Raw genomic sequence first — 17,438 nt, 5'->3', positions numbered from 1 at the left:
CGGCGTCTCCGCCCGCAGCTCGTGTCGCCCTCAGTTCCGATAGGCGGGTTCCTGCTCGTCGAGGATCGCCTTCAGCTCGGCCAGATGCTTGTCGGCCTGGCCCGGATAATCATCCATCTCGCTCGCCGCCTTCTCGGCGATCTCGTCCGAGAGTACGCGCAGCGGCTGGCCCGTCCAAAGCGCTTTGATGTAGGTCTCGGCGGCCCGTTCGAAGTAATAGAGCTGGTTGAAGGCGTCGGCGACATTCTTGCCGATGACCATCACGCCGTGATTGCCCATCACCATCACCTTGACCTTGGGGTCGGACAGAAGCTTCGAGCAGCGCTCGCCCTCTTCCTCGAAGGCAAGGCCGCCATAATGCGCGTCGACCACATGGCGGTTGAAGAACATGGCCGAGTTCTGGTCGATCGGCGGCAGGCGCGAATCCGCCAGCGAGGCCAGCACGGTGGCGTGGATCGAGTGCACATGCAGCGCGCAGCGCGCATGGGGGCAGTTGCGGTGGATGGCGCCATGCAGGCCCCAGGCGGTCGGATCCGGCGCATCCGGCCGGTTCATCGTCTCGGGGTCGTTGGCGTCGATCAGCAGCATGTCGCTCGCCTTGATGCGCGAGAAATGAACCTGATTGGGGTTCATCAGGAACTGCGTGCCCTCGTCGTTCACTGCGAGGGAGAAATGGTTGGCCACCGCCTCGTGCATGTTCAGCCGCGCCGTCCAGCGGAAGGCGCAGGCCAGATCCACGCGCTCTTCATAATAGGGCAGGTTGCTGCGGCTCTTGGTCGACAGTTGCGTAACACTCATGGTTTCTCCCCTCGGAGTCTTCGTTCCGTTTGAGAGGAGGATGCCCTGCCGGTTGCCTCGCCGCAACCGGATTTGCGCCCTGCCTCAAGCGCTGCGCTGCTGCTGGTCCACAGCGAGCCCGCCGCGCCGGCCGTTCACGCAATGGTGTCGAACAGGCGCAGGATCCAGGAAACCTGGTAGGCCAGCGCAGCCGAGACGAACAGGATGTGGAACGTCCTGCTGGTGGTGAAGATCGCCGCAACGCAGAGCGCCAGGAAGATCGGTGTGCGAAGGAGATATTCGTAGCCAAAGTGTGCGAAATGCGCCTCGCCCTTGAGCAGGGTGTCGATGACGTCGAGCACGAAGGTCGCCGCCAAGAGCCCGAAGAACCACGTCCTGCGCGAAATGAAGAACTCCTCATAGCTCTTGTAGTCCAGCATGCTGTCGGGAAACAGCAGAGCGCACATGAGGAAGAGGGCCGTCGAATAGCCGATCAGGAAGAGATATTTTCCGAAAGTCCAGTTTTCGATGTGGTACAGGCCGAATTCCCACCACCAGAAATGCACCAGCATCAAAAACACCATGCCGACCCAGGCAAGGTGCACCGGATAGAGCGCGTAGCCGCGCGGGTGCTGCACGATGCGGGCGATGCCGGACAGGAGCCGGGTGAGACCGAGGCCCACCACCATGCCCATGACGATGCGGATATGCGGAAACACTTCCGCGACGCTGTGAGTGGCTTGATCCATGGAACTATGCGTAGGTCATCAAATGGCTTTTGCGGCAGGCTAGGCCAAGCGCCTCGCGATGGCAAAGAAAAACCCCGGCGCGCGGGTCGCGGCCGGGGTTGGTGTCGAACCTACTGCCGATGATCAGGCAGCTTCGGCGACGTCGCCCTTCTTGAGCGCCTCGAGGATGTTCTGCGGCGAGGAGACGCCATACGGATCGCTCTCGCAGTTGTCGGAGTAGCCTTCTTCCTCGAACCACTTCTCGACGACGCCGTCATTGATGACGGCGGCATAGCGCCACGAGCGCATGCCGAAGCCGAGATTGTCCTTGGCAACGAGCATGCCCATCTTGCGGGTGAACTCGCCCGAGCCGTCCGGGATAAGCTTGACGTTCTCGAGGTTCTGCGACTTGCCCCAGGCGTTCATGACGAAGGCGTCGTTGACCGAGATGCAGTAGATCTCGTCGACGCCCAGATCCTTGAACTCGCCGTGCAGCTTCTCGAAATCCGGCAGCTGGTAGGTCGAGCAGGTCGGGGTGAAGGCGCCCGGCAGCGAGAACAGGATGACGCGCTTGCCGCCGAAATAGTCGGCCGAGGTCTTGTCTTCCCAGCGGAACGGGTTCGGGCCGCCAACGGACTCGTCGCGAACGCGCGTGCGGAAGGTGACGGAGGGAACTTTTTTCCCGAGCATGCAGAACTCCTCGAAATGATTGGGCAATCCCGCGCCTTGTCGGAGGTGCAAGGGGGTCTGCCTTACGGATTTTAGGTGCGGCGCGAAGATAACAATTGCAAAAGGGCTGTCCAGCTTCGGCGGCGTGGCATCAGGTCGCGGTCCACAGATACCGGGACATAACGCCAGGGGAGGCGAGTGTCCCTGCTCTGCCGCTTCGCAAGCGCTTCACGGGATGTGGATCTGCGCATCCATGAAAATCACAGCATCGCCCGTGAGGTAGACGCGTTCGGCTGCAACCTCGCAGGCAAGCGTGCCGCCGCGCGCAGAAAGCTGCCGCGCGGCCAGATGCGTCTTGCCGAGCTTCTGCGCCCAATAGGGCGCAAGCGTTGCATGGGTCGATCCCGTCACCGGGTCTTCGGGGATGCCCGCGCCCGGCGCGAAATAGCGCGAAACGAAATCGCTCGTCTCGCCGCGCGCCGTGATGCAGAAGCCGAAGGAGCCGAGTTCGGCAATGCGCGGCAGGTCGGGCCGGAAGGCCAGCACGTCGGCCTCCGAAGCGAGTTCCGCAAAGAAGTTCTCGCGGTTGCGGAAGGTCTGCACCCAGGCATCCGTCCGCATGTCGTTGATCAGCGCATCTGCCGGAATGTCGAAATCCGGATCGAACCTTGGAATGTCCATCCGGTAGCTGCCGCCCTCGGGCGTGACGACGAGGTCGCCGACCTGCCGCGTCGAAAACCGCATTGCGCGCTCGATGCCCTTGCGGCGATGCAGGGCGCAGGCCGAGGCAAGTGTTGCGTGGCCGCAGAAGGGAACCTCCTCGGCGGGCGTGAACCAGCGGATTTCCCACTGCTCGCCCTTCGGCTTCAAAAATGCCGTCTCGGCCAGATTGTTCTCAAGCGCGATGCCTTGCAGCACCGCGTCGGGCAGCCAGTCGTCGAGAAGCACGACGGCGGCCGAATGGCCGGAAAACACCTTGTCGGTGAAGGCATCCACCTGGAACATTTCGAGCTTCATGCTTACCTCCCACGATCAATCCGCTGCTTTCCTAGAACAAGAAATAGCGTTGCGCCATCGGCAGCACCGTCGCCGGCTCGCAGGTCAGAAGCTCGCCATCGGCGCGCGAGAGTCGCTGGCATGGTCTTCAGGCTCCGTAGCTGGCGACGGCATCGAAGCTGTCGCGCAAGGCGCGGAGGCCTCTTGCCTTCGATGCCGAATTCGTGAGACGGGCAGCCCCCAAATCGGATCAACCGTCCGGTTTGGGGGAACTTGACCCCGATAGCGTTCGTTTGGTTCGGTAGGTGCGCAAGCCGCCAGCTTCACAATGACAGCTTACGAGGAACGATTGATGACGATCTCGATGAGCCGCGACGCGATATGGACGCGTATGGTCGCGGTGTTTGCCTTCCTTGTCGCCCTGACGCCCAGCGTGGCGCTGATGGCGCAAGGCCTGGAAAACCAGAAGGCCATCGACAAGATCATAGGGTCGCAAGTTCAGGAAGAGCAGGCGCAGGCCGAGGTCGACGCCGATCGCATCATCGCGGCGATCGAGAATTCGGCCGCCGCCAGCAGCGAGGTGCGCAAGACCTCCGACCTCGAAAAGGTCGAGATCGTCTTCCTGCCGGACGTCGTCAAAAAGGGACTGCCGCCCAAGATCGACGCCAAGCTCAAGGAGCATGAGAAAGAGGTCGGCGCCCTGCGCAAGGATCTCGAGGGCAACGCGATGCTCTTCCACGCCATCGATTCGCATGCGGTGCTGATGCGGGATGTGCTGGCCGTCGAGTTCAACGGCCAGAAGAGCGTCATCATCTACGCAGCCGCCGCCAAGCCCGCCAAGTGAAAGGGCAGGCTCGAAGGGACGAGCGGCGGCACTGGCTTATATCTCAGAGAGCCCTCAGGTCGCCTTGCTGCCCTTCGGGCTGCAGCCTTCTGCCTTCAACACGCGGCGGGTCGAGGCGGGGTGTTTTGCCAGCAGCGCGGCGGGCCGGATCGGCCGTTGCGTGAAGTTGCCGCCGCAATTGGGGCAGGTGCCGCCGAGCACGCCTTCGACGCAATCGGCGCAGAAGGTGCATTCGAAGGTGCAGATCATGGCATCCGTCGCCTCGGGCGGCAGATCCTTGTCGCAGCATTCGCAGTTGGGGCGCAGTTCCAGCATGTCGTTCTCCTCCCTCAGCGCACGGGTTGATGCGCGGTCACCAGCTTTGCCGCACCGACAGCTGTCCGCCTCCCGATACGCGCTGCATGCGCGGCTGGAGGGCGGTTGACGGGTCGGTAGGCACGGCGATGATCTCCTCTACTTTCATTTCAGTTTCCATGCTGCTTTTGACGGACGCCCCGGTTGCCTCCCGCCATTTCGCTTTCTATAGATAAACATCAGCTTCTTGCCGTCATCGCTTGGTTTATTTCGAGTAGATGTGGCTGCGGTTGGTCGTTGCGAAGCGCACGAGAAACATGGCGGCGTTCGAATTGAGAACGCCCAACGTCTGGGGGAGGCCGTATGGCGGATCAGCTTTCGCAGGAAATCATCGAGAAGATCAAGGCCCATGCCGACATGGACGGCGGTGAGCTCACGCCGGAAACGGAGCTCACTGCGCTGGGCATCCACTCGCTCGAGCTGACCGAAATCATCTTCGACATCGAGGAGGCCTATGGCATCGAGATCGAGATGAACACCGTCGAGGCCTGGAGCAATCTCAAGAATGTCGGCGACATGGTCGCCGCCGTGCGCGACCTGATCAGCGCCAAGGCCTGACATGGCCCGCACGCGTATCGTCATCACCGGGCTCGGCGGCTTGTGCGGGCTCGGCACCAGCGCCCCTGCGATCTGGGAAGCCATGCGCGCCGGTCGTTCCAGCATCGGCGAGATCACCACCGCACCTCTGTACGAACTGAAGGTGCGCGTCGGCGGAGAGATCAAGCAGCTGCCGGAACACGGCATCGAGAAGAAGCGCCTGGTCACCATGGACCGCTACGCCCTCCTTGCGATCCTTGCGGCCGGCGAGGCCATCGCCCAGGCCGGCGTGAAGGTCGACGAAAGCAACACCTCGCGGATCGGCGCGGCCATCGGCACGGGCATCTTCGGCGCCGAAACCATCGAGGACAATTACCGCGGCCTGTTCATCGAGGGCCGCACGCGCGCCAATATCTTCGCCGTGCCGCGCATCATGCCGAGCGCGCCGGCAGGTCAGGTCAGCATGGCGCATGGCCTGCGCGGTCCTGTTTTCGGCGTCACCTCGGCCTGCGCCTCGTCCAATCATGCGATAGCGCTCGCTGCCGACCAGATTCGCCTCGGCCGCGCAGACGTGATGGTGGCCGGCGGCACCGACGCGCCGCTGGCCTATGGCGTCCTCAAGGGCTGGGAAGCGCTGCGCGCTCTCGCCCGCGAGACCTGCCGGCCGTTCTCGGCCGACCGCGACGGGCTGGTAATCGGCGAGGGCGCTGGCGTGGCCGTGCTCGAAACCTACGAGCATGCGATGGCGCGCGGCGCCACGATCCTGGCCGAGCTTGCCGGCTCGGGCATGTCGGCCGACGCCTCCGACATCGTCTCGCCCACCGTCGAGGGCCCCGCGGCCGCCATGCAGGCGTGCCTTGCCGAAGCGGGCTTGAGGCCCGAGGACGTCGACTATGTCAACGCCCACGGCACCGGCACCAAGGCCAATGACGAGATCGAGACGGCGGCGATCCGCCGGGTGTTCGGCGCCCATGCCGACCGGCTGTCGGTTTCCTCGACCAAGTCGATGCATGCCCATTGCATGGGCGCTTCGGGCGGGCTGGAGATGATCGCCTGCGTCATGGCGATCCGCGAGGGGCTGGTGCCGCCGACCGCGAACTATCGCGAGAAGGACGCCGCCTGCGATCTCGACGTTACGCCCAATGTCGCCCGCTCGCGCGAGGTGCGCGCCGCCATCAGCAATGGCTTTGCCTTCGGCGGCACCAATGCGGTGCTCGCTTTCAAGGCTATGTGATCGGTCTGGATGCCGGCGTGGCAAGTCCGCGCCGGCATGGTAGAAAGCGGTTCGCGCAGCGCCGCCCGGCGCGATTACCCCATCCTCCCAACCGATCAGGGAATTCCATGACCGATCTTTCCGCCTTTCCGATCACCACCCGCTGGCCGGCCACGCACCCCGACCGGCTGCAGCTCTACTTCTTCCCGACGCCCAACGGCGTGAAGGTGTCGATTGCGCTGGAGGAGATGGGCCTGCCTTACGAGGCGCATACGGTGAACATCGGCAAGGACGAATCCTGGACGCCGGAATTCCTGTCGCTCAACCCCAACGGCAAGATCCCCGCGATCCTCGATCCCAACGGCCCCGACGGCAAGCCGCTTGTCTTGTTCGAATCGGGCGCCATCCTGGTCTATCTCGCCGAAAAGACCGGCAAACTCATCCCGGCGGATGCGGCGCGTCGCTACGAGACCATCCAGTGGGTGTTCTTCCAGATGGCAAATGTCGGGCCGATGTTCGGCCAGCTCGGCTTCTTCCACAAATTCGCCGGCCGCAGCATCGAGGACAAGCGGCCGCTGGAGCGCTATCGCGATGAATCCCGCCGCCTGATCGGCGTTCTGGACAAGCGGCTCGCCGGCCGCCAGTGGATCATGGATGACGAGTTCACCATCGCCGACGTTTCGCTGCTCGGCTGGATGCGCAATCTGATCGGCTTCTATGAGGCGCGCGAACTCGTCGGCTTCGACAGCTTCGCCAATGTCGCCCGCTGGCTCGAACAGGGCCTTGCCCGCCCGGCTGTGCAGCGCGGTCTGGAGATCCCCCCGCGCGGGTGAAACCCCGCTCTAAGCTTCCGTCAGCGCGATGCTCTGGATGACCAGGTCGGCGGGGCGTCGCTTCTCCATCACCCGCTCGATATTGGGCGCGTCATTGGTGGCGATCCAGTGGCGTGCCTCGTCGTCGGTTTTGCCGTGCTCGAGCCAGCGCAGCATCAGCCGCCGCTCGAGTTCGTTGCGCGGCAGGTCGAGAAAGATGGCGAAGTCGAAGAAGGACGACAGCTCGTTCCACGGCTCTTCGTCGAGAAGCAGGTAGTTGCCTTCCACTAGAACGAACTTCACGTCCGAATCGATGATCGAGGCGCCGGCGCGCGAGAGCTCCATGCCGCGGTCGAAGACCGGCACCGCGATCTCCGGCTCCATGGAGCGGATGCGCCTGAGCAGCGCGGCAAAGCCGGCATAGTCGAAAGTCTCGGGCGCTCCCTTGCGCGCTCGCAGGCCGCGCTTGTGCAGGATCACGTCGTCGAAATGAAACCCGTCCATCGGCACGATCGCCGCCGAGCCCTCGGGAAAGAGGTCGAGGAGGTGGTGCGACAATGTGGATTTGCCGGCGCCGGGCGCCCCGGCGATGGCAACGACAAAGCGCCGCCCCTTGCCGGCGCGCTTGAAGATCGTGGCGGCAATGCTGGCGATTTCAGACATCGTTGCTCCATCCCCTGGCGGTGCGCCATCTTGCGGCGACATTCGACAAAATTCAAACCCCCGCCCGGGCATTCAATGCGGACCATCCCGGCCCGGTTCCAAAGCATGAATCCTTAAGGGACCGGAAACCGGATTGTGGTAATTTTACCGAGCTATGGCCGCAACGCCGGTCGTCAAAGCCAGTAGGATACTTTCTTGCGTTTCGTCTCCTTCCTTCGCACCGCCTTTTCCCAGGTTGCCTGCCTGTTGTTCCTCCTGGGTGCCGTTGCCGGCTGCACCACCACAGGCACTCTGAGCACGGTCCGGGCCCTGCAGCCGTCGGGCGACTCGACCCGGCACGCGGTGATCGTGGTCGACGGCAGCAACGGCAAGGTTCTCTACCAGGCCAATGCGGATGCCGCGCGCTACCCCGCCTCGCTCACCAAGATGATGACGCTCTACATGACGTTCGAGGCGATGGATGCGGGCCGTCTTTCCAAGACGACGCATATTCCGGTCTCGGCCTATGCCGCCTCGCGTCCGCCGACCAAGATCGGCTTCCGCGCGGGCGAGACCATCGACGTCGATTCGGCGATCTACGCGCTGGTCACCAAGTCGGCCAACGACGTGGCGGTCGCGCTGGGTGAGACGATTGGCGGCTCGGAAGAGCGCTTCGCGCAGATGATGACGGCCAAGGCGCGCCAGATCGGCATGCGCAACACCGTGTTCCGCAACGCTTCCGGCCTGCCTGACGACGAGCAGATGACCACGGCGCGCGACATGGCGGTGCTGGGGCTGTCGCTGCGCAAGCGCTTCCCGCACTACTATAACTATTTCTCGGCTCGGTCCTTCGACTTCAACGGCCGGACCATCCGCGGCCACAATGACCTGCTGGGCCGCGTGCAGGGCGTCGACGGCATCAAGACCGGCTATATCCGCGCGTCGGGCTTCAACATCGTCACCTCGGTCAGCGCCGATGGGCGCAAGCTGGTGGTGGTGGTCATGGGCGGCGACACCGCGCGCAGCCGCAATGCCGAGGTCGAGCAGCTGATCGAGCGCTATCTGCCCCAGGCAAGCCGTGGGGCGGCTCCGATAGCGACGACGCCCGCCGTCTCCATGCCCGCACCTTCGCCCGAGATGGCGCTGGCGGCAGCCCCCGTCCGTCCGGAAATGCCGGTCGAGTAAGGCCGCTCATTTCGAGCGGCCGTCAGGCCGGCGCGCCGTTTGCTTCGGCCGCCGGGTCTCGTCCGCCTTCATCAGGCTCCGGCTCCTCGAGGCGGAACCAAGCGACGTAAAGCGCGGGCAGGAACAGCAGCGTGATCGCCGTGCCGGCGATGATGCCGCCCATCATGGCATAGGCCATCGGCCCCCAGAACACCTCGCGGGCGATCGGGATCAGCGCCAGGCTTGCCGCTGCCGCGGTCAGCGCGATCGGGCGCATGCGGTGCTCGCTCGCCTCGATCACCGCCGACCAGCGATCGGTGCCTTCCGCGACCAGCTCCTCGATCTGCACGATCAGGATCACCGAGTTGCGAATGAGAATGCCGATCAGCGCCAGAACACCGAGAATGGCAACGAAGCCGAGAGGCGCGCCGCTGGGCACCAGGGCGGCAACGACGCCGATCAGTCCGAGCGGCGCCACCGCGACCACCATGAACAGCCGCTGGAAGCTCTGCAGCTGGACCATCAGGATCGTCACCATGATGAACAGCATCAGCGGCACCACCGCCGCAATCGGCGCCTGGCTGTTGTTGCTTTCCTCCACCGTGCCGGCGATCGCCACGCCATAGCCGTCGGGCAGCTTGTCGGTGAAGGCCTTCACGGCCGGTTCCAGCTGCTTGACCACCGTTGCCGGCTGGGCGTTGCCTACGATGCCGGCCTTGACGGTGATGGTTGGGATGCGGCTGCGGCGAATGATCGTCGGCTGCTCCTGGTCGTAGTGGAAGTTCGCCACCGCCGCGAGCGGGATCGGCTCGCCCTTTCCGGTCGGGATCTGCAGACTCTGCAGCGTCTCGATCGAGCCGCGCTCGGCCTCGCGCGATCGGCCGATGACGTTGACGAGGTAGGTCGCATCGCGCACCTGGGTGACGGTGGTGCCGCCGACCACGCTGTTCAGCGAGCTGGCGATGTCCTGCGAGGTGATGCCGAGTTGGCGCGCCTTGTCCTGCAGCACATCCACCTTGAGCACGCGGCCCGGTTCGTTCCAGTCATAGGTCGGCGAGGTGAGGCTGCGGTTCTGGGCGATGACGCCGGCGAACTCCATGGCAAAGGCGCGCAGCGTCTGGATGTCGGGGCCGCTGATCCGGTACTGCACCGGCCGGCCCACGGGCGGTCCGAGTTCCAGCAGCTTCACATAGGTGTCGGTACCGACGAACTGCTCGCGCAGTGTCTTTTCGATCGAGGCCTTGACCCGATCGCGTGCCTCCACGTCCTTCGGCACGATGACGATCTGGCCAAAATAGGGATTGGCCGGCTGCACGTCGAAGGCCAGCACGAAGCGCACCGCACCCTGGCCGATATAGGAGCTCCAGCTGGTGAGGTCCGGATTGCCCGCCAGCGCCAGCTTCTCGAAGCGTTCGATCTCGGCGGTCGTCTCGGCAATCGAGCTATTCTGCGGCAGGTTCCAGTCGACGATCAGTTCGGGGCGGTCCGAGGGCGGGAAGAACTGCTGCTGGATGAAGCGGAAACCGGCGAGCGAAAGCGCAAACAACAGGATGGTGGCGCCGATGGTGACCCAGTGGCGGCGCACCGAGGCGCGCAGGATGCGCGAAAAGCCACGGGCGAAGCGGCCTTGCCCTTCATGTTTCTGCTTCATCGCGGCCGGCAGGATGGTGACGCCCAGCAACGGCGCGAACAGCACCGCCACGATCCACGACACTAGAAGCGACACGGCGATGACGACGAAAAGGGTGAAGGTGTATTCGCCGGCCGAGCTGTTGTTGAGCCCGATCGGGATGAAGCCCGCGACTGTCACCAGCGTTCCGGTCAGCATCGGAAAGGCGGTCGAGGTGTAGACGAAGGTGGCGGCCTTGCGCAGTGAATCGCCCACCTCCAGCCGCGCCACCATCATCTCCACCGCGATCATCGCGTCGTCGACCAAGAGACCGAGCGCGATGATCAACGCGCCGAGCGAGATGCGCTGCAGCGAGATGCCGAGATAGGCCATGACCACGAAAGTGATTGCCAGCACCAGTGGGATCGACAGCGCCACCACGAGTCCGGCGCGCAGGCCCAGGCTGACGAAGCTGACGAGCAGCACGATGATCACCGCCTCGAACAGAGCGCGGGTGAAGCCCGACACCGCCTCCTTCACGATCACCGGCTGGTCGGCGACCAGATGGATGCCGACGCCGATGGGAAGCTCCGCGGTCACCTTCTGCATCTCGTTGCGCAGCGCCTGACCGAAGTCGAGCAGGTTGGCATTTGGCTTCATGCCGATCGCAAGGCCGATGGCGTCCTGGCCGTTGACCCTGAAAAGCGAGGTCGGCGGATCGACATAGCCGCGCACTACGGTCGCCACGTCGGTCAGGCGAAAGAAGCGGTCATTCACGCGCAGATTGATCTGCTTGAGGCTTTCTTCCGAGGTGAACTGGCCGGTGACGCGCACGCTGACGCGTTCGGGCCCGGCCTGGACGACGCCGGACGGCGTGATGGCGTTCTGCGCCCGCAGGCTCTGGATGATCGCCTGCTGGTCGAGCCCCAGTGCTGCAATCTCGCGCGTGGAGAATTCGAGATAGATCGCCTCGTCCTGAGCGCCGATCAGCTCGACCTTACCTGCGTCGGGCACGGTCAGCACGCGCGAGCGCACCAGCTCCACATAGTCGCGCAGCTGGCGCAACGTCAGCCCGTCTGAGGTGAAGGCGTAGATGTTGCCGAACACGTCGCCGAAGCGATCGTTGAAGAACGGCCCCTGCACACCCTCGGGGAAGGTGCTGCGGATGTCATTCATCATGTTGCGAACCTCGACCCAGGTCGGCTCGACGAGGCGGGCCTTGGTGGTGGGCTTGAGGTTCACGAAAACGATGGTCTGGCCGGCGGTGGTTATGCTGCGCGTGTAGTCGAGGCTGTCGAGCTCCTCCAGCTTTTTCTCGATGCGATCGGTGACCTGGTTGATCGTCTCCTCGACCGAGGCACCCGGCCAGTTGGCTTGGATGATCATGGTCTTGATGGTGAAGTTGGGATCTTCCTCGCGGCCCAGATGCAGATAGGAAAAGACGCCGGCCACCAGGAAAATCAGCATGAAGTACCAGACCAGCGAGCGGTGGCTGAGCGCCCAGTCGGAGAGGTTGAACCCCTTCACTGCGAACCTCCTTCCGGGATCTTCACCTTCTGCCCGTCGGTCAGGCTGTTGACGCCAGCCGTCACCACGCGCGTTCCGGGTTCCAGCCCGCCTGCCACGGTGAAAGTGCCGTCGCTGCGCGCGCCGACCTTGACCTCGTGCAGCGAAACCGTCGAGGCACGCGGGTCGACCACCCAGACCGAGGTCTGGCCGTCCCTTTCGAGCAAGGCGGTGAGCGGCAGCACGATGGAAGGCGGCACATCCGCCACCCTGCGCGCCGTCATCGTCGCGCCGAGCCGGAAGGCGGGCGGCGGGTTGGTCAGCGTCAGCCGCACGCGCCGCGTCCTGGTGGCGCTCTCGGCCTGCGGGGCGATCTCGCGGATCTTGCCTTGGGCTCTGATTGAAGGCTGTGATTGCAGCACCACCTCGAACGGAGCGCCGACGTTCAGGCTGGCCGCGACGTCTTCGGGCACGTCGAACACCGCTTCGCGGATGTCCGAGCGGGCGACGGTGACCACCATCTGCCCCGGCGAGACGGTCTGGCCGACTTCCGCGCCGGTCGCCGTGACGATGCCGTCGAAATCCGAGAACAGCCGGGCGTAGCCGAGCTCTTCCTCGGCTTTGACGAGAGCGGCGCGGGAGCGTTCGAGATTGGCCCGTGCGGAGTCGCGCCCCTGCTTTGCCGCGTCATAGGCGGCCTGCGGAGTGTTGCCGCTGGCCAGCAGCGCGCGCTGCCGTTCCTCGCTGCCACTGGCATTGGCGAACTGCGCTTCGGCGCTGGAGAGATCGGCGCGCGCCGCCTGCAAGGAAAGCTCCAGCGCGACGGGATCGAGTGCCGCGACCGTCTGGCCCTTCTTGACGAGGTCGCCGACATTCACCGGCCGGGACACCACCCGGCCCAGGATGCGAAAGGCAAGGTCCGCGCTCACCTGCGGCTGGATCGTGCCGGCAAAGCCCTGCACCTGCTTCGTGCGCGGCTGGATTACCGTCGAAAGAACCGGGCGGATGATTTCCGGCGCCTGCTCCGGCTCGCCCGAACAGGCGGCAAGGGCAAGCAGCGCCAGCAGGGGGATCGTGCGTGCGGGCCGGTTCATTTGGCGTTCTCCGCGACTTCGACGGCTTGTCCCGGATGCAGCAACTGCCCGCCCGCGGTGACCACGATGTCCCCCGACGCCAGCCCCCTGTCGATGACGACGATGCCTGAATCATAGGCCAGCACCTCGACCGGCGTCATCGAAACGCGGCGCGTTTCCGGATCGATGATCCAGACGGCCGGCTTGCCGTCGTTTGCCGTCAGCGTCTGCCAGGGCAGGATGATGGCCTTACGCGGCTGGGTGGTGATCGTACCGGTCACCGAAGCGCCCAGCGGCATGGCGGCCGGCGTGTTGGGGATGGCGACCTTGATCCGGACCGAGGCGGTGGCCGGGTCGATCACCGGCGAAACCTCGCGGACTTTGCCTTGCGCCTTGACCTGCGGGTTGGCGAGCAGCGTGATCGTCACCGGGGGTGCTGCGGGCGTGTTGGCCACCAGCGTCTCCTGAACGTTGAAGACCGCGTCGCGGTCGCCGTCCTGGGCGATGGTGAACACGGTTTGCGCCGCCTGCACCACCTGTCCGGTCTCGACATCCCTGGCCGTGATGACGCCGGATACGCCTGCGCGCAGCTCGGTGAAGGAGAGGTTTTCCTTGGCGTTGGCAACCTGGCTTTGTGCGGTCTGAACCGAGGCCTGCGCCGTGCGCATCGTTTGATCGGCCTGGTCGTAGTCGCGTCGCGTCGTGAAGCCCTGGCCCAGCAGCGTCTTTTGACGGGCGAATGCAGCACTTACCTGGCGCAATTCCGCTTGCGCGGCATCGAGATTGGCTTGCGCCGCAATCAGGTCCGAGTGTTGTGTCTGCGGATCGAGCTTCGCCAGCACCGTGCCCTTGGTCACGTGCTGGCCGACATCGGCCATACGCTGGGCGACGCGCCCGCCGACCCGGAAGGACAAATTGTCCAGCGTCTGTGCCGCGATCACCCCAGTTAGCGAGGCCGTGGGCGCATAGTCGGCAATCTCGACCTTCTGCGCGCGAACCATCAACGGCAAGGGCTCGGGTGTTTCCTCCTGCCTCTGGCAGCCTGCAATCAGGGCACAAAGGCCGAGTGCGACGATGAGTTGCCACGCGCGGACCGCGTCGAGCGGCTTTCGCTGGTCATGCGCAGCGCGGTGCGAGAAACGCCTCGGCCGGAAACCCGCACTGCCCTGCATCATTCCCCCATCGACATTCGACGTTTGAAACGCCAGCCGAGAGTTTCGAAGGCGCGCTGCGTCGGACGAAAATCGAAGTTGCCGAAGAGGTTAGCATCTTCGCCCCGATCTTCAACCGTTCGAAAGACGCCTTGCTTGGGTGGCCGGGCATATTCTTGACGCGATTGGCAGCCACACGGCCGCGATATATGGCTCTCATCCGGCCCCGCCGGGCGTGAGTTTACAGTGATCAAGGGTGGACGATCGAACGTGACCAAGGGATTTCTCAAGGGCGCAGCGCTCTGCGCCGTGTTGATGCTTGCTGCATGCCAGACCGCAAAGGTGCCGGGCCAGGGGGCAGGGGCTTCGGCCTCGGCCGACGGCTATCTTGCCGATATTCGAAAGAGCAACGGGCTGACCCGGATGACTGCCGACACGACGCTTGAAAAGGCGGCCCTGCAGCAGGCCGGTTACATGGCCAGTGCCGGGCGCATGTCGCACACCACCGGATGGGGCAAGGATTTTGCCTCGCGCATGAGGAACAACGGCGTTCAGGGTGCTGCCGCCGAAAACATCGCCCAGGGGCAGATGGACATGGGCAAGCTGTTCTCCATGTGGATGAACTCGCCCGGCCACCGGCGCAACATGCTCGACCCGCGCTTCAGCAAATACGGCCTGGCCTACGTCCGCGAAGGCAATGGCAGCGACCGCAAATATTGGGCGCTGGTGATGGGGCGCTAAAGCATGATCCCAAAAAGTTGCAGACTTTTCGGAAAAAGATCATGCGATAAGACAAGGGCATGATCCCGAACCGAAGGTCCGCGCAGCGAAAAGTTGCAGACTTTTCGGAAAAGATCATGCGCTAAAACAAGAGTTTAGAGAGCCCGCCTCGACCCCAGGCGGGCCTCAACACCAGCCCTAGTCCTCTTGCGGTCCGCACCAGCCGGGCAGGAAGTTGGCCTCCTCGGCTTTGGCGAGCTTGAGCGCCTGTTTCATGGCCTTGTCGAAATCGTGCTCGGCCTCACTGGCCGGAATGATGTGCCGGAAATAGTCGGCCCACATGAACTCGCTGAAAGGCACGTTGTTCTTGGCATAGCCGCCCTGCCGCCGCACCTCGCCCGCGAGGCTGCGATAGGGATCGTCGGCCAGGTCCTTCACCATTTTGGGCAGGTCCGAGTAGTCTCGCTTTTTGCCCGCTGCATCGAAGGTATGCAGCCAGGCCCGGTTGTCCATGAAGACCATGAAGGGCTCCTTCTTGAGCGCGGACAGATCGGCGATCACCGTTATCAAAATGTCCTTGATGCCCTCTTCATGGAGCGCGCGGGCGAGGTGGTGGTGGTCGACGATGTGGTAGCGTCCCTTGGGGCCAACCACGGCTGGAATGAAGTGGTGGCCAAGGAATGAGCCGGCCTTCTTGTCAGTCAGGTTGCGTATCTCACGACGCTTCAATTCCACTTCCCGATAGCCGACGGTCATCTGTGTCGGACGCAGCTCCTCCACCGGGACGGGCGTCACCATAGGTTTCATCTCGACTGTCATGACGAAGACTCCTTTTTTTGCCCTGTCGGAGCGTGCGTTGGCGGGGAGGGGGATGGCTGACTGGACAGCGTGTCGATGGCGTTTTCCACGCTGCGGAAAATGTTGTCGGGGCCTAGGTCACTGGCGATGCCAAAGCGCTCAAGGGCCGCTTGTGCCCTGACCGATTCCAGCCGGGCGATGGAGAACGTGGCGCCTTGCTGTCGGCAGTAGCCGATCATGTCCTGGAGCACGCCGGCGGCGGTGTAGTCGATGGCGATGATGCTGCTTGCCTCCAGCACCACATGCTTCAACTCGCCCGCGCGCGCGTCCACCAGTGCGCGAAAACCCTGCTTGAACTTCTCGGCATTGACGAAGGAAAGCGGAGCCTGGAAGCCGACCACCAGCACGCCCGGCACGCGCTCACCCTTCAGCTTGTCGGCCGGCGGCCACCAGATCGAGGTGCCGGGCACCCTTTCGAGCTCGATGGCGCTCGCCTGTGCCATGCCCCACAAGCCGTAGAGCAGCGACAGGCCGATGCCGATGGCGACGCCGACTTCAATCGGCAGGGCAATGATCGCCAGGGCGGTGATGACGATCAGGGCGAACTCGCCGCGCGCCTCGCGCAGCGTTTGGGCAAAGGTCGTCCAGCGCAGGATGCGCATGGCGACGAACAGCAGGATGCCCGCAAGCGCGGCTTGCGGCACGTGAGTGAGCAAGGTTCCGCCGAACAGCGCAAGCACCAGCACGATCGCCGCGGCAACCAGGCCGCCCACTTGCGAGCGCCCGCCCGTGGCGGCCACGATCGCCGTGCGCGGCGGGCTGGCGTCGACGGGGTACGCCCCGACCAGGCCGGCGAGCAGATTACCGGCGCCGACACCGACGAAGTCGCGGTTGACGTCCGGGCTCTCGTCGCCCGACGGCGGGAAGGAGCGGGTTGTGGCCGCGGTCTGCACCATGATCACCACCGAAATAAGCAGAGCCAGCGGGACGAGCGTCCTGAGGTCGTCCGGCACCAGCGTGTTGAAGGCAAAGCCCGGGTGCATGCCGGGCAGGGGGCCAAGAACCTTGACGCCGTGCTGCTCGAGGCCGAAGGCCACCACCGCAAGCGTCGCGAGCGCAATTGCGATCAGCGCGCCGGGAATGCGCGGGCTGATCCGCTCGCATATGATCACCAGCAGGAAGACGCCGAGCCCCAGCACCAGGCTTGGAATATTGATCTGCGGCCACTCGGCCCAGATGGCGGCGACGCGCTGGAAGACGCTGCCGCTGCCCGGCGGCAGGCCGAGCAGGTCGGGCAATTGCGAGATGACGATGTGGACCGAAATACCGGCGAGAAAGCCGGCGGTGACAGGCACGGACAAAAGATCGGCCACCCATCCCAGGCGGAATATGCCGGCAAGGCAGACGGTAAGCCCCACCAGCAGTGCAAGTGCTGCGGCAAGGGCCACGTAGTGCGGCGACGCCGAGGCCGCGACCAGTGCCAATCCGCCGGCAAAAATTGGCGTGATCGTCGAGTCCCCGCCTGCCGACAGGTAGCGACTGGCCCCGAAAATGGCAAAAGCCACGGCGCCGGCGATGAAGGCCAAAAAGCCAAGCTCGGGCGAGAAATTGCCGAGGCGCGCGGTCGCCATCTGCTCGGGAATGGCGATCGCGGCGAGCGTCAGCCCGGCTATGGCGTCGCTGCCGAAATCTCCCCAGCTCCATCCGCGCATGGCGGCAAACAATAGTCTGGGGCTGCCGTTTGGCGATCCGGTACCGTTCTTGACGTCACCTTGTGCCATGCGCGCTGCATCCCGAGCGGAACCCGCAATCCCTTCGCCGACCAAATACTAGAATGCGGAATTG

At 64.3% G+C, this 17,438-nt stretch carries 16 protein-coding genes and 1 pseudogene; 6 read left to right on the top strand and 11 right to left on the bottom strand.

Features of this window, described 5'->3' with window-relative positions; genetic code table 11:
• Window positions 1-30: 30 nt before the first annotated feature.
• The 4 genes from M2281_RS08435 to M2281_RS08420 form a co-directional block, all read right to left on the bottom strand.
• Window positions 31-798 (bottom strand): class II aldolase and adducin N-terminal domain-containing protein, encoded by a 768-nt coding sequence (locus tag M2281_RS08435; RefSeq protein WP_280820611.1) that lies wholly within the window; start codon window positions 796-798, stop codon window positions 31-33.
• 134 nt (window positions 799-932) lie between these two features.
• Window positions 933-1,526, bottom strand: coding sequence for a hypothetical protein (locus M2281_RS08430; protein ID WP_280820610.1), 594 nt, complete (start codon window positions 1,524-1,526; stop codon window positions 933-935).
• Window positions 1,527-1,649: 123 nt separating this feature from the next.
• Window positions 1,650-2,195, bottom strand: a complete 546-nt coding sequence (locus M2281_RS08425; RefSeq protein WP_280820609.1) for a peroxiredoxin — start codon at window positions 2,193-2,195, stop codon at window positions 1,650-1,652.
• 207 nt (window positions 2,196-2,402) lie between these two features.
• Complete coding sequence (locus M2281_RS08420; protein WP_280820608.1) at window positions 2,403-3,191, bottom strand: PhzF family phenazine biosynthesis protein; 789 nt, start codon at window positions 3,189-3,191, stop codon at window positions 2,403-2,405.
• 331 nt (window positions 3,192-3,522) lie between these two features.
• Here M2281_RS08420 and M2281_RS08415 point away from each other — a divergent pair, with 331 nt between their 5' ends.
• Window positions 3,523-4,014 carry a hypothetical protein gene (locus tag M2281_RS08415; protein ID WP_280820607.1) on the top strand — a complete coding sequence of 164 codons (492 nt, stop codon included), beginning with the start codon at window positions 3,523-3,525 and terminating at the stop codon, window positions 4,012-4,014.
• Window positions 4,015-4,068: 54 nt separating this feature from the next.
• Here the strand turns inward: M2281_RS08415 and M2281_RS08410 are convergent, their stop codons facing one another.
• Window positions 4,069-4,329, bottom strand: coding sequence for a DUF1272 domain-containing protein (locus M2281_RS08410; RefSeq protein ID WP_280820606.1), 261 nt, complete (start codon window positions 4,327-4,329; stop codon window positions 4,069-4,071).
• Between the two features lie 342 nt (window positions 4,330-4,671).
• Between M2281_RS08410 and M2281_RS08405 the strand changes: the two genes are divergently transcribed.
• The 3 genes from M2281_RS08405 (at window position 4,672) to M2281_RS08395 (ending at window position 6,951) form a co-directional block, all read left to right on the top strand.
• Window positions 4,672-4,926: an acyl carrier protein gene (locus tag M2281_RS08405; protein ID WP_280820605.1), complete on the top strand. Its 255-nt coding sequence runs from the start codon at window positions 4,672-4,674 to the stop codon at window positions 4,924-4,926.
• Window position 4,927: 1 nt separating this feature from the next.
• Entirely contained in the window at window positions 4,928-6,139 is a 1,212-nt protein-coding gene (locus M2281_RS08400) for a beta-ketoacyl-[acyl-carrier-protein] synthase family protein (protein ID WP_280820604.1), read from the top strand.
• A 107-nt stretch (window positions 6,140-6,246) separates the two neighbouring features.
• Window positions 6,247-6,951, top strand: a complete 705-nt coding sequence (locus tag M2281_RS08395; RefSeq protein ID WP_280820603.1) for a glutathione S-transferase N-terminal domain-containing protein — start codon at window positions 6,247-6,249, stop codon at window positions 6,949-6,951.
• A 9-nt stretch (window positions 6,952-6,960) separates the two neighbouring features.
• On the opposite strand, the gene M2281_RS08390 is transcribed toward M2281_RS08395, so the two are convergent.
• Window positions 6,961-7,593: a nucleoside triphosphate hydrolase gene (locus M2281_RS08390; protein WP_280820602.1), complete on the bottom strand. Its 633-nt coding sequence runs from the start codon at window positions 7,591-7,593 to the stop codon at window positions 6,961-6,963.
• A 195-nt stretch (window positions 7,594-7,788) separates the two neighbouring features.
• On the opposite strand from M2281_RS08390, the pseudogene M2281_RS08385 reads away from it, so the two are divergent.
• A pseudogene (locus tag M2281_RS08385) lies at window positions 7,789-8,733 on the top strand (D-alanyl-D-alanine carboxypeptidase family protein); the annotation flags it as partial.
• Between the two features lie 46 nt (window positions 8,734-8,779).
• On the opposite strand, the gene M2281_RS08380 reads toward M2281_RS08385, so the two are convergent.
• Genes M2281_RS08380 through M2281_RS08370 form a run of 3 tightly spaced genes read right to left on the bottom strand, consistent with a single transcriptional unit; the run spans window position 8,780 to window position 14,099 of the window.
• Window positions 8,780-11,872, bottom strand: a complete 3,093-nt coding sequence (locus M2281_RS08380; protein WP_280820600.1) for an efflux RND transporter permease subunit — start codon at window positions 11,870-11,872, stop codon at window positions 8,780-8,782.
• The gene (locus M2281_RS08375) at window positions 11,869-12,945 is read right to left on the bottom strand and encodes an efflux RND transporter periplasmic adaptor subunit (RefSeq protein ID WP_280820599.1); all 1,077 of its coding nucleotides are present in this window, start codon (window positions 12,943-12,945) and stop codon (window positions 11,869-11,871) included. Before M2281_RS08375 ends, M2281_RS08380 begins: the two co-directional genes overlap by 4 nt.
• The gene (locus tag M2281_RS08370) at window positions 12,942-14,099 is read right to left on the bottom strand and encodes an efflux RND transporter periplasmic adaptor subunit (RefSeq protein WP_280820598.1); all 1,158 of its coding nucleotides are present in this window, start codon (window positions 14,097-14,099) and stop codon (window positions 12,942-12,944) included. The genes M2281_RS08375 and M2281_RS08370 overlap by 4 nt, the downstream gene beginning before the upstream one ends.
• A 291-nt stretch (window positions 14,100-14,390) precedes the next feature.
• Between M2281_RS08370 and M2281_RS08365 the strand changes: the two genes are divergently transcribed.
• Window positions 14,391-14,816, top strand: a complete 426-nt coding sequence (locus tag M2281_RS08365; protein WP_280821157.1) for a CAP domain-containing protein — start codon at window positions 14,391-14,393, stop codon at window positions 14,814-14,816.
• A gap of 177 nt (window positions 14,817-14,993) precedes the next feature.
• Here the strand turns inward: M2281_RS08365 and M2281_RS08360 are convergent, their stop codons facing one another.
• A complete protein-coding gene (locus M2281_RS08360; protein ID WP_280820597.1) occupies window positions 14,994-15,614 on the bottom strand; it encodes a ParB-like protein in 621 nt (206 codons plus the stop codon).
• Entirely contained in the window at window positions 15,611-17,374 is a 1,764-nt protein-coding gene (locus M2281_RS08355) for a SulP family inorganic anion transporter (RefSeq protein ID WP_280820596.1), read from the bottom strand. Before M2281_RS08355 ends, M2281_RS08360 begins: the two co-directional genes overlap by 4 nt.
• Window positions 17,375-17,438: the final 64 nt, after the last annotated feature.

It is taken from the genome of Pseudaminobacter soli (ex Li et al. 2025), assembly GCF_029892515.1.
Taxonomy (GTDB): Bacteria; Pseudomonadota; Alphaproteobacteria; order Rhizobiales; family Rhizobiaceae; genus Pseudaminobacter; species Pseudaminobacter soli_A.
This window is presented reverse-complemented; position numbering and strand designations above follow the sequence as displayed.

Excerpts from the sequence above, each read along its gene's own strand:
- M2281_RS08395 (WP_280820603.1), top strand. The coding sequence starts at position 6,247 with ATGACCGATCTTTCCGCCTTTCCGATCACCACCCGCTGGCCGGCCACG.
- M2281_RS08400 (WP_280820604.1), top strand. The coding sequence starts at position 4,928 with ATGGCCCGCACGCGTATCGTCATCACCGGGCTCGGCGGCTTGTGCGGG.
- M2281_RS08355 (WP_280820596.1), bottom strand. The coding sequence starts at position 17,374 with ATGGCACAAGGTGACGTCAAGAACGGTACCGGATCGCCAAACGGCAGC.
- M2281_RS08420 (WP_280820608.1), bottom strand. The coding sequence starts at position 3,191 with ATGAAGCTCGAAATGTTCCAGGTGGATGCCTTCACCGACAAGGTGTTT.
- M2281_RS08365 (WP_280821157.1), top strand. The coding sequence starts at position 14,391 with ATGCTTGCTGCATGCCAGACCGCAAAGGTGCCGGGCCAGGGGGCAGGG.
- M2281_RS08360 (WP_280820597.1), bottom strand. The coding sequence starts at position 15,614 with ATGACAGTCGAGATGAAACCTATGGTGACGCCCGTCCCGGTGGAGGAG.
- M2281_RS08390 (WP_280820602.1), bottom strand. The coding sequence starts at position 7,593 with ATGTCTGAAATCGCCAGCATTGCCGCCACGATCTTCAAGCGCGCCGGC.
- M2281_RS08375 (WP_280820599.1), bottom strand. The coding sequence starts at position 12,945 with ATGAACCGGCCCGCACGCACGATCCCCCTGCTGGCGCTGCTTGCCCTT.
- M2281_RS08425 (WP_280820609.1), bottom strand. The coding sequence starts at position 2,195 with ATGCTCGGGAAAAAAGTTCCCTCCGTCACCTTCCGCACGCGCGTTCGC.
- M2281_RS08410 (WP_280820606.1), bottom strand. The coding sequence starts at position 4,329 with ATGCTGGAACTGCGCCCCAACTGCGAATGCTGCGACAAGGATCTGCCG.
- M2281_RS08405 (WP_280820605.1), top strand. The coding sequence starts at position 4,672 with ATGGCGGATCAGCTTTCGCAGGAAATCATCGAGAAGATCAAGGCCCAT.
- M2281_RS08415 (WP_280820607.1), top strand. The coding sequence starts at position 3,523 with ATGACGATCTCGATGAGCCGCGACGCGATATGGACGCGTATGGTCGCG.
- M2281_RS08370 (WP_280820598.1), bottom strand. The coding sequence starts at position 14,099 with ATGATGCAGGGCAGTGCGGGTTTCCGGCCGAGGCGTTTCTCGCACCGC.
- M2281_RS08430 (WP_280820610.1), bottom strand. The coding sequence starts at position 1,526 with ATGGATCAAGCCACTCACAGCGTCGCGGAAGTGTTTCCGCATATCCGC.
- M2281_RS08435 (WP_280820611.1), bottom strand. The coding sequence starts at position 798 with ATGAGTGTTACGCAACTGTCGACCAAGAGCCGCAGCAACCTGCCCTAT.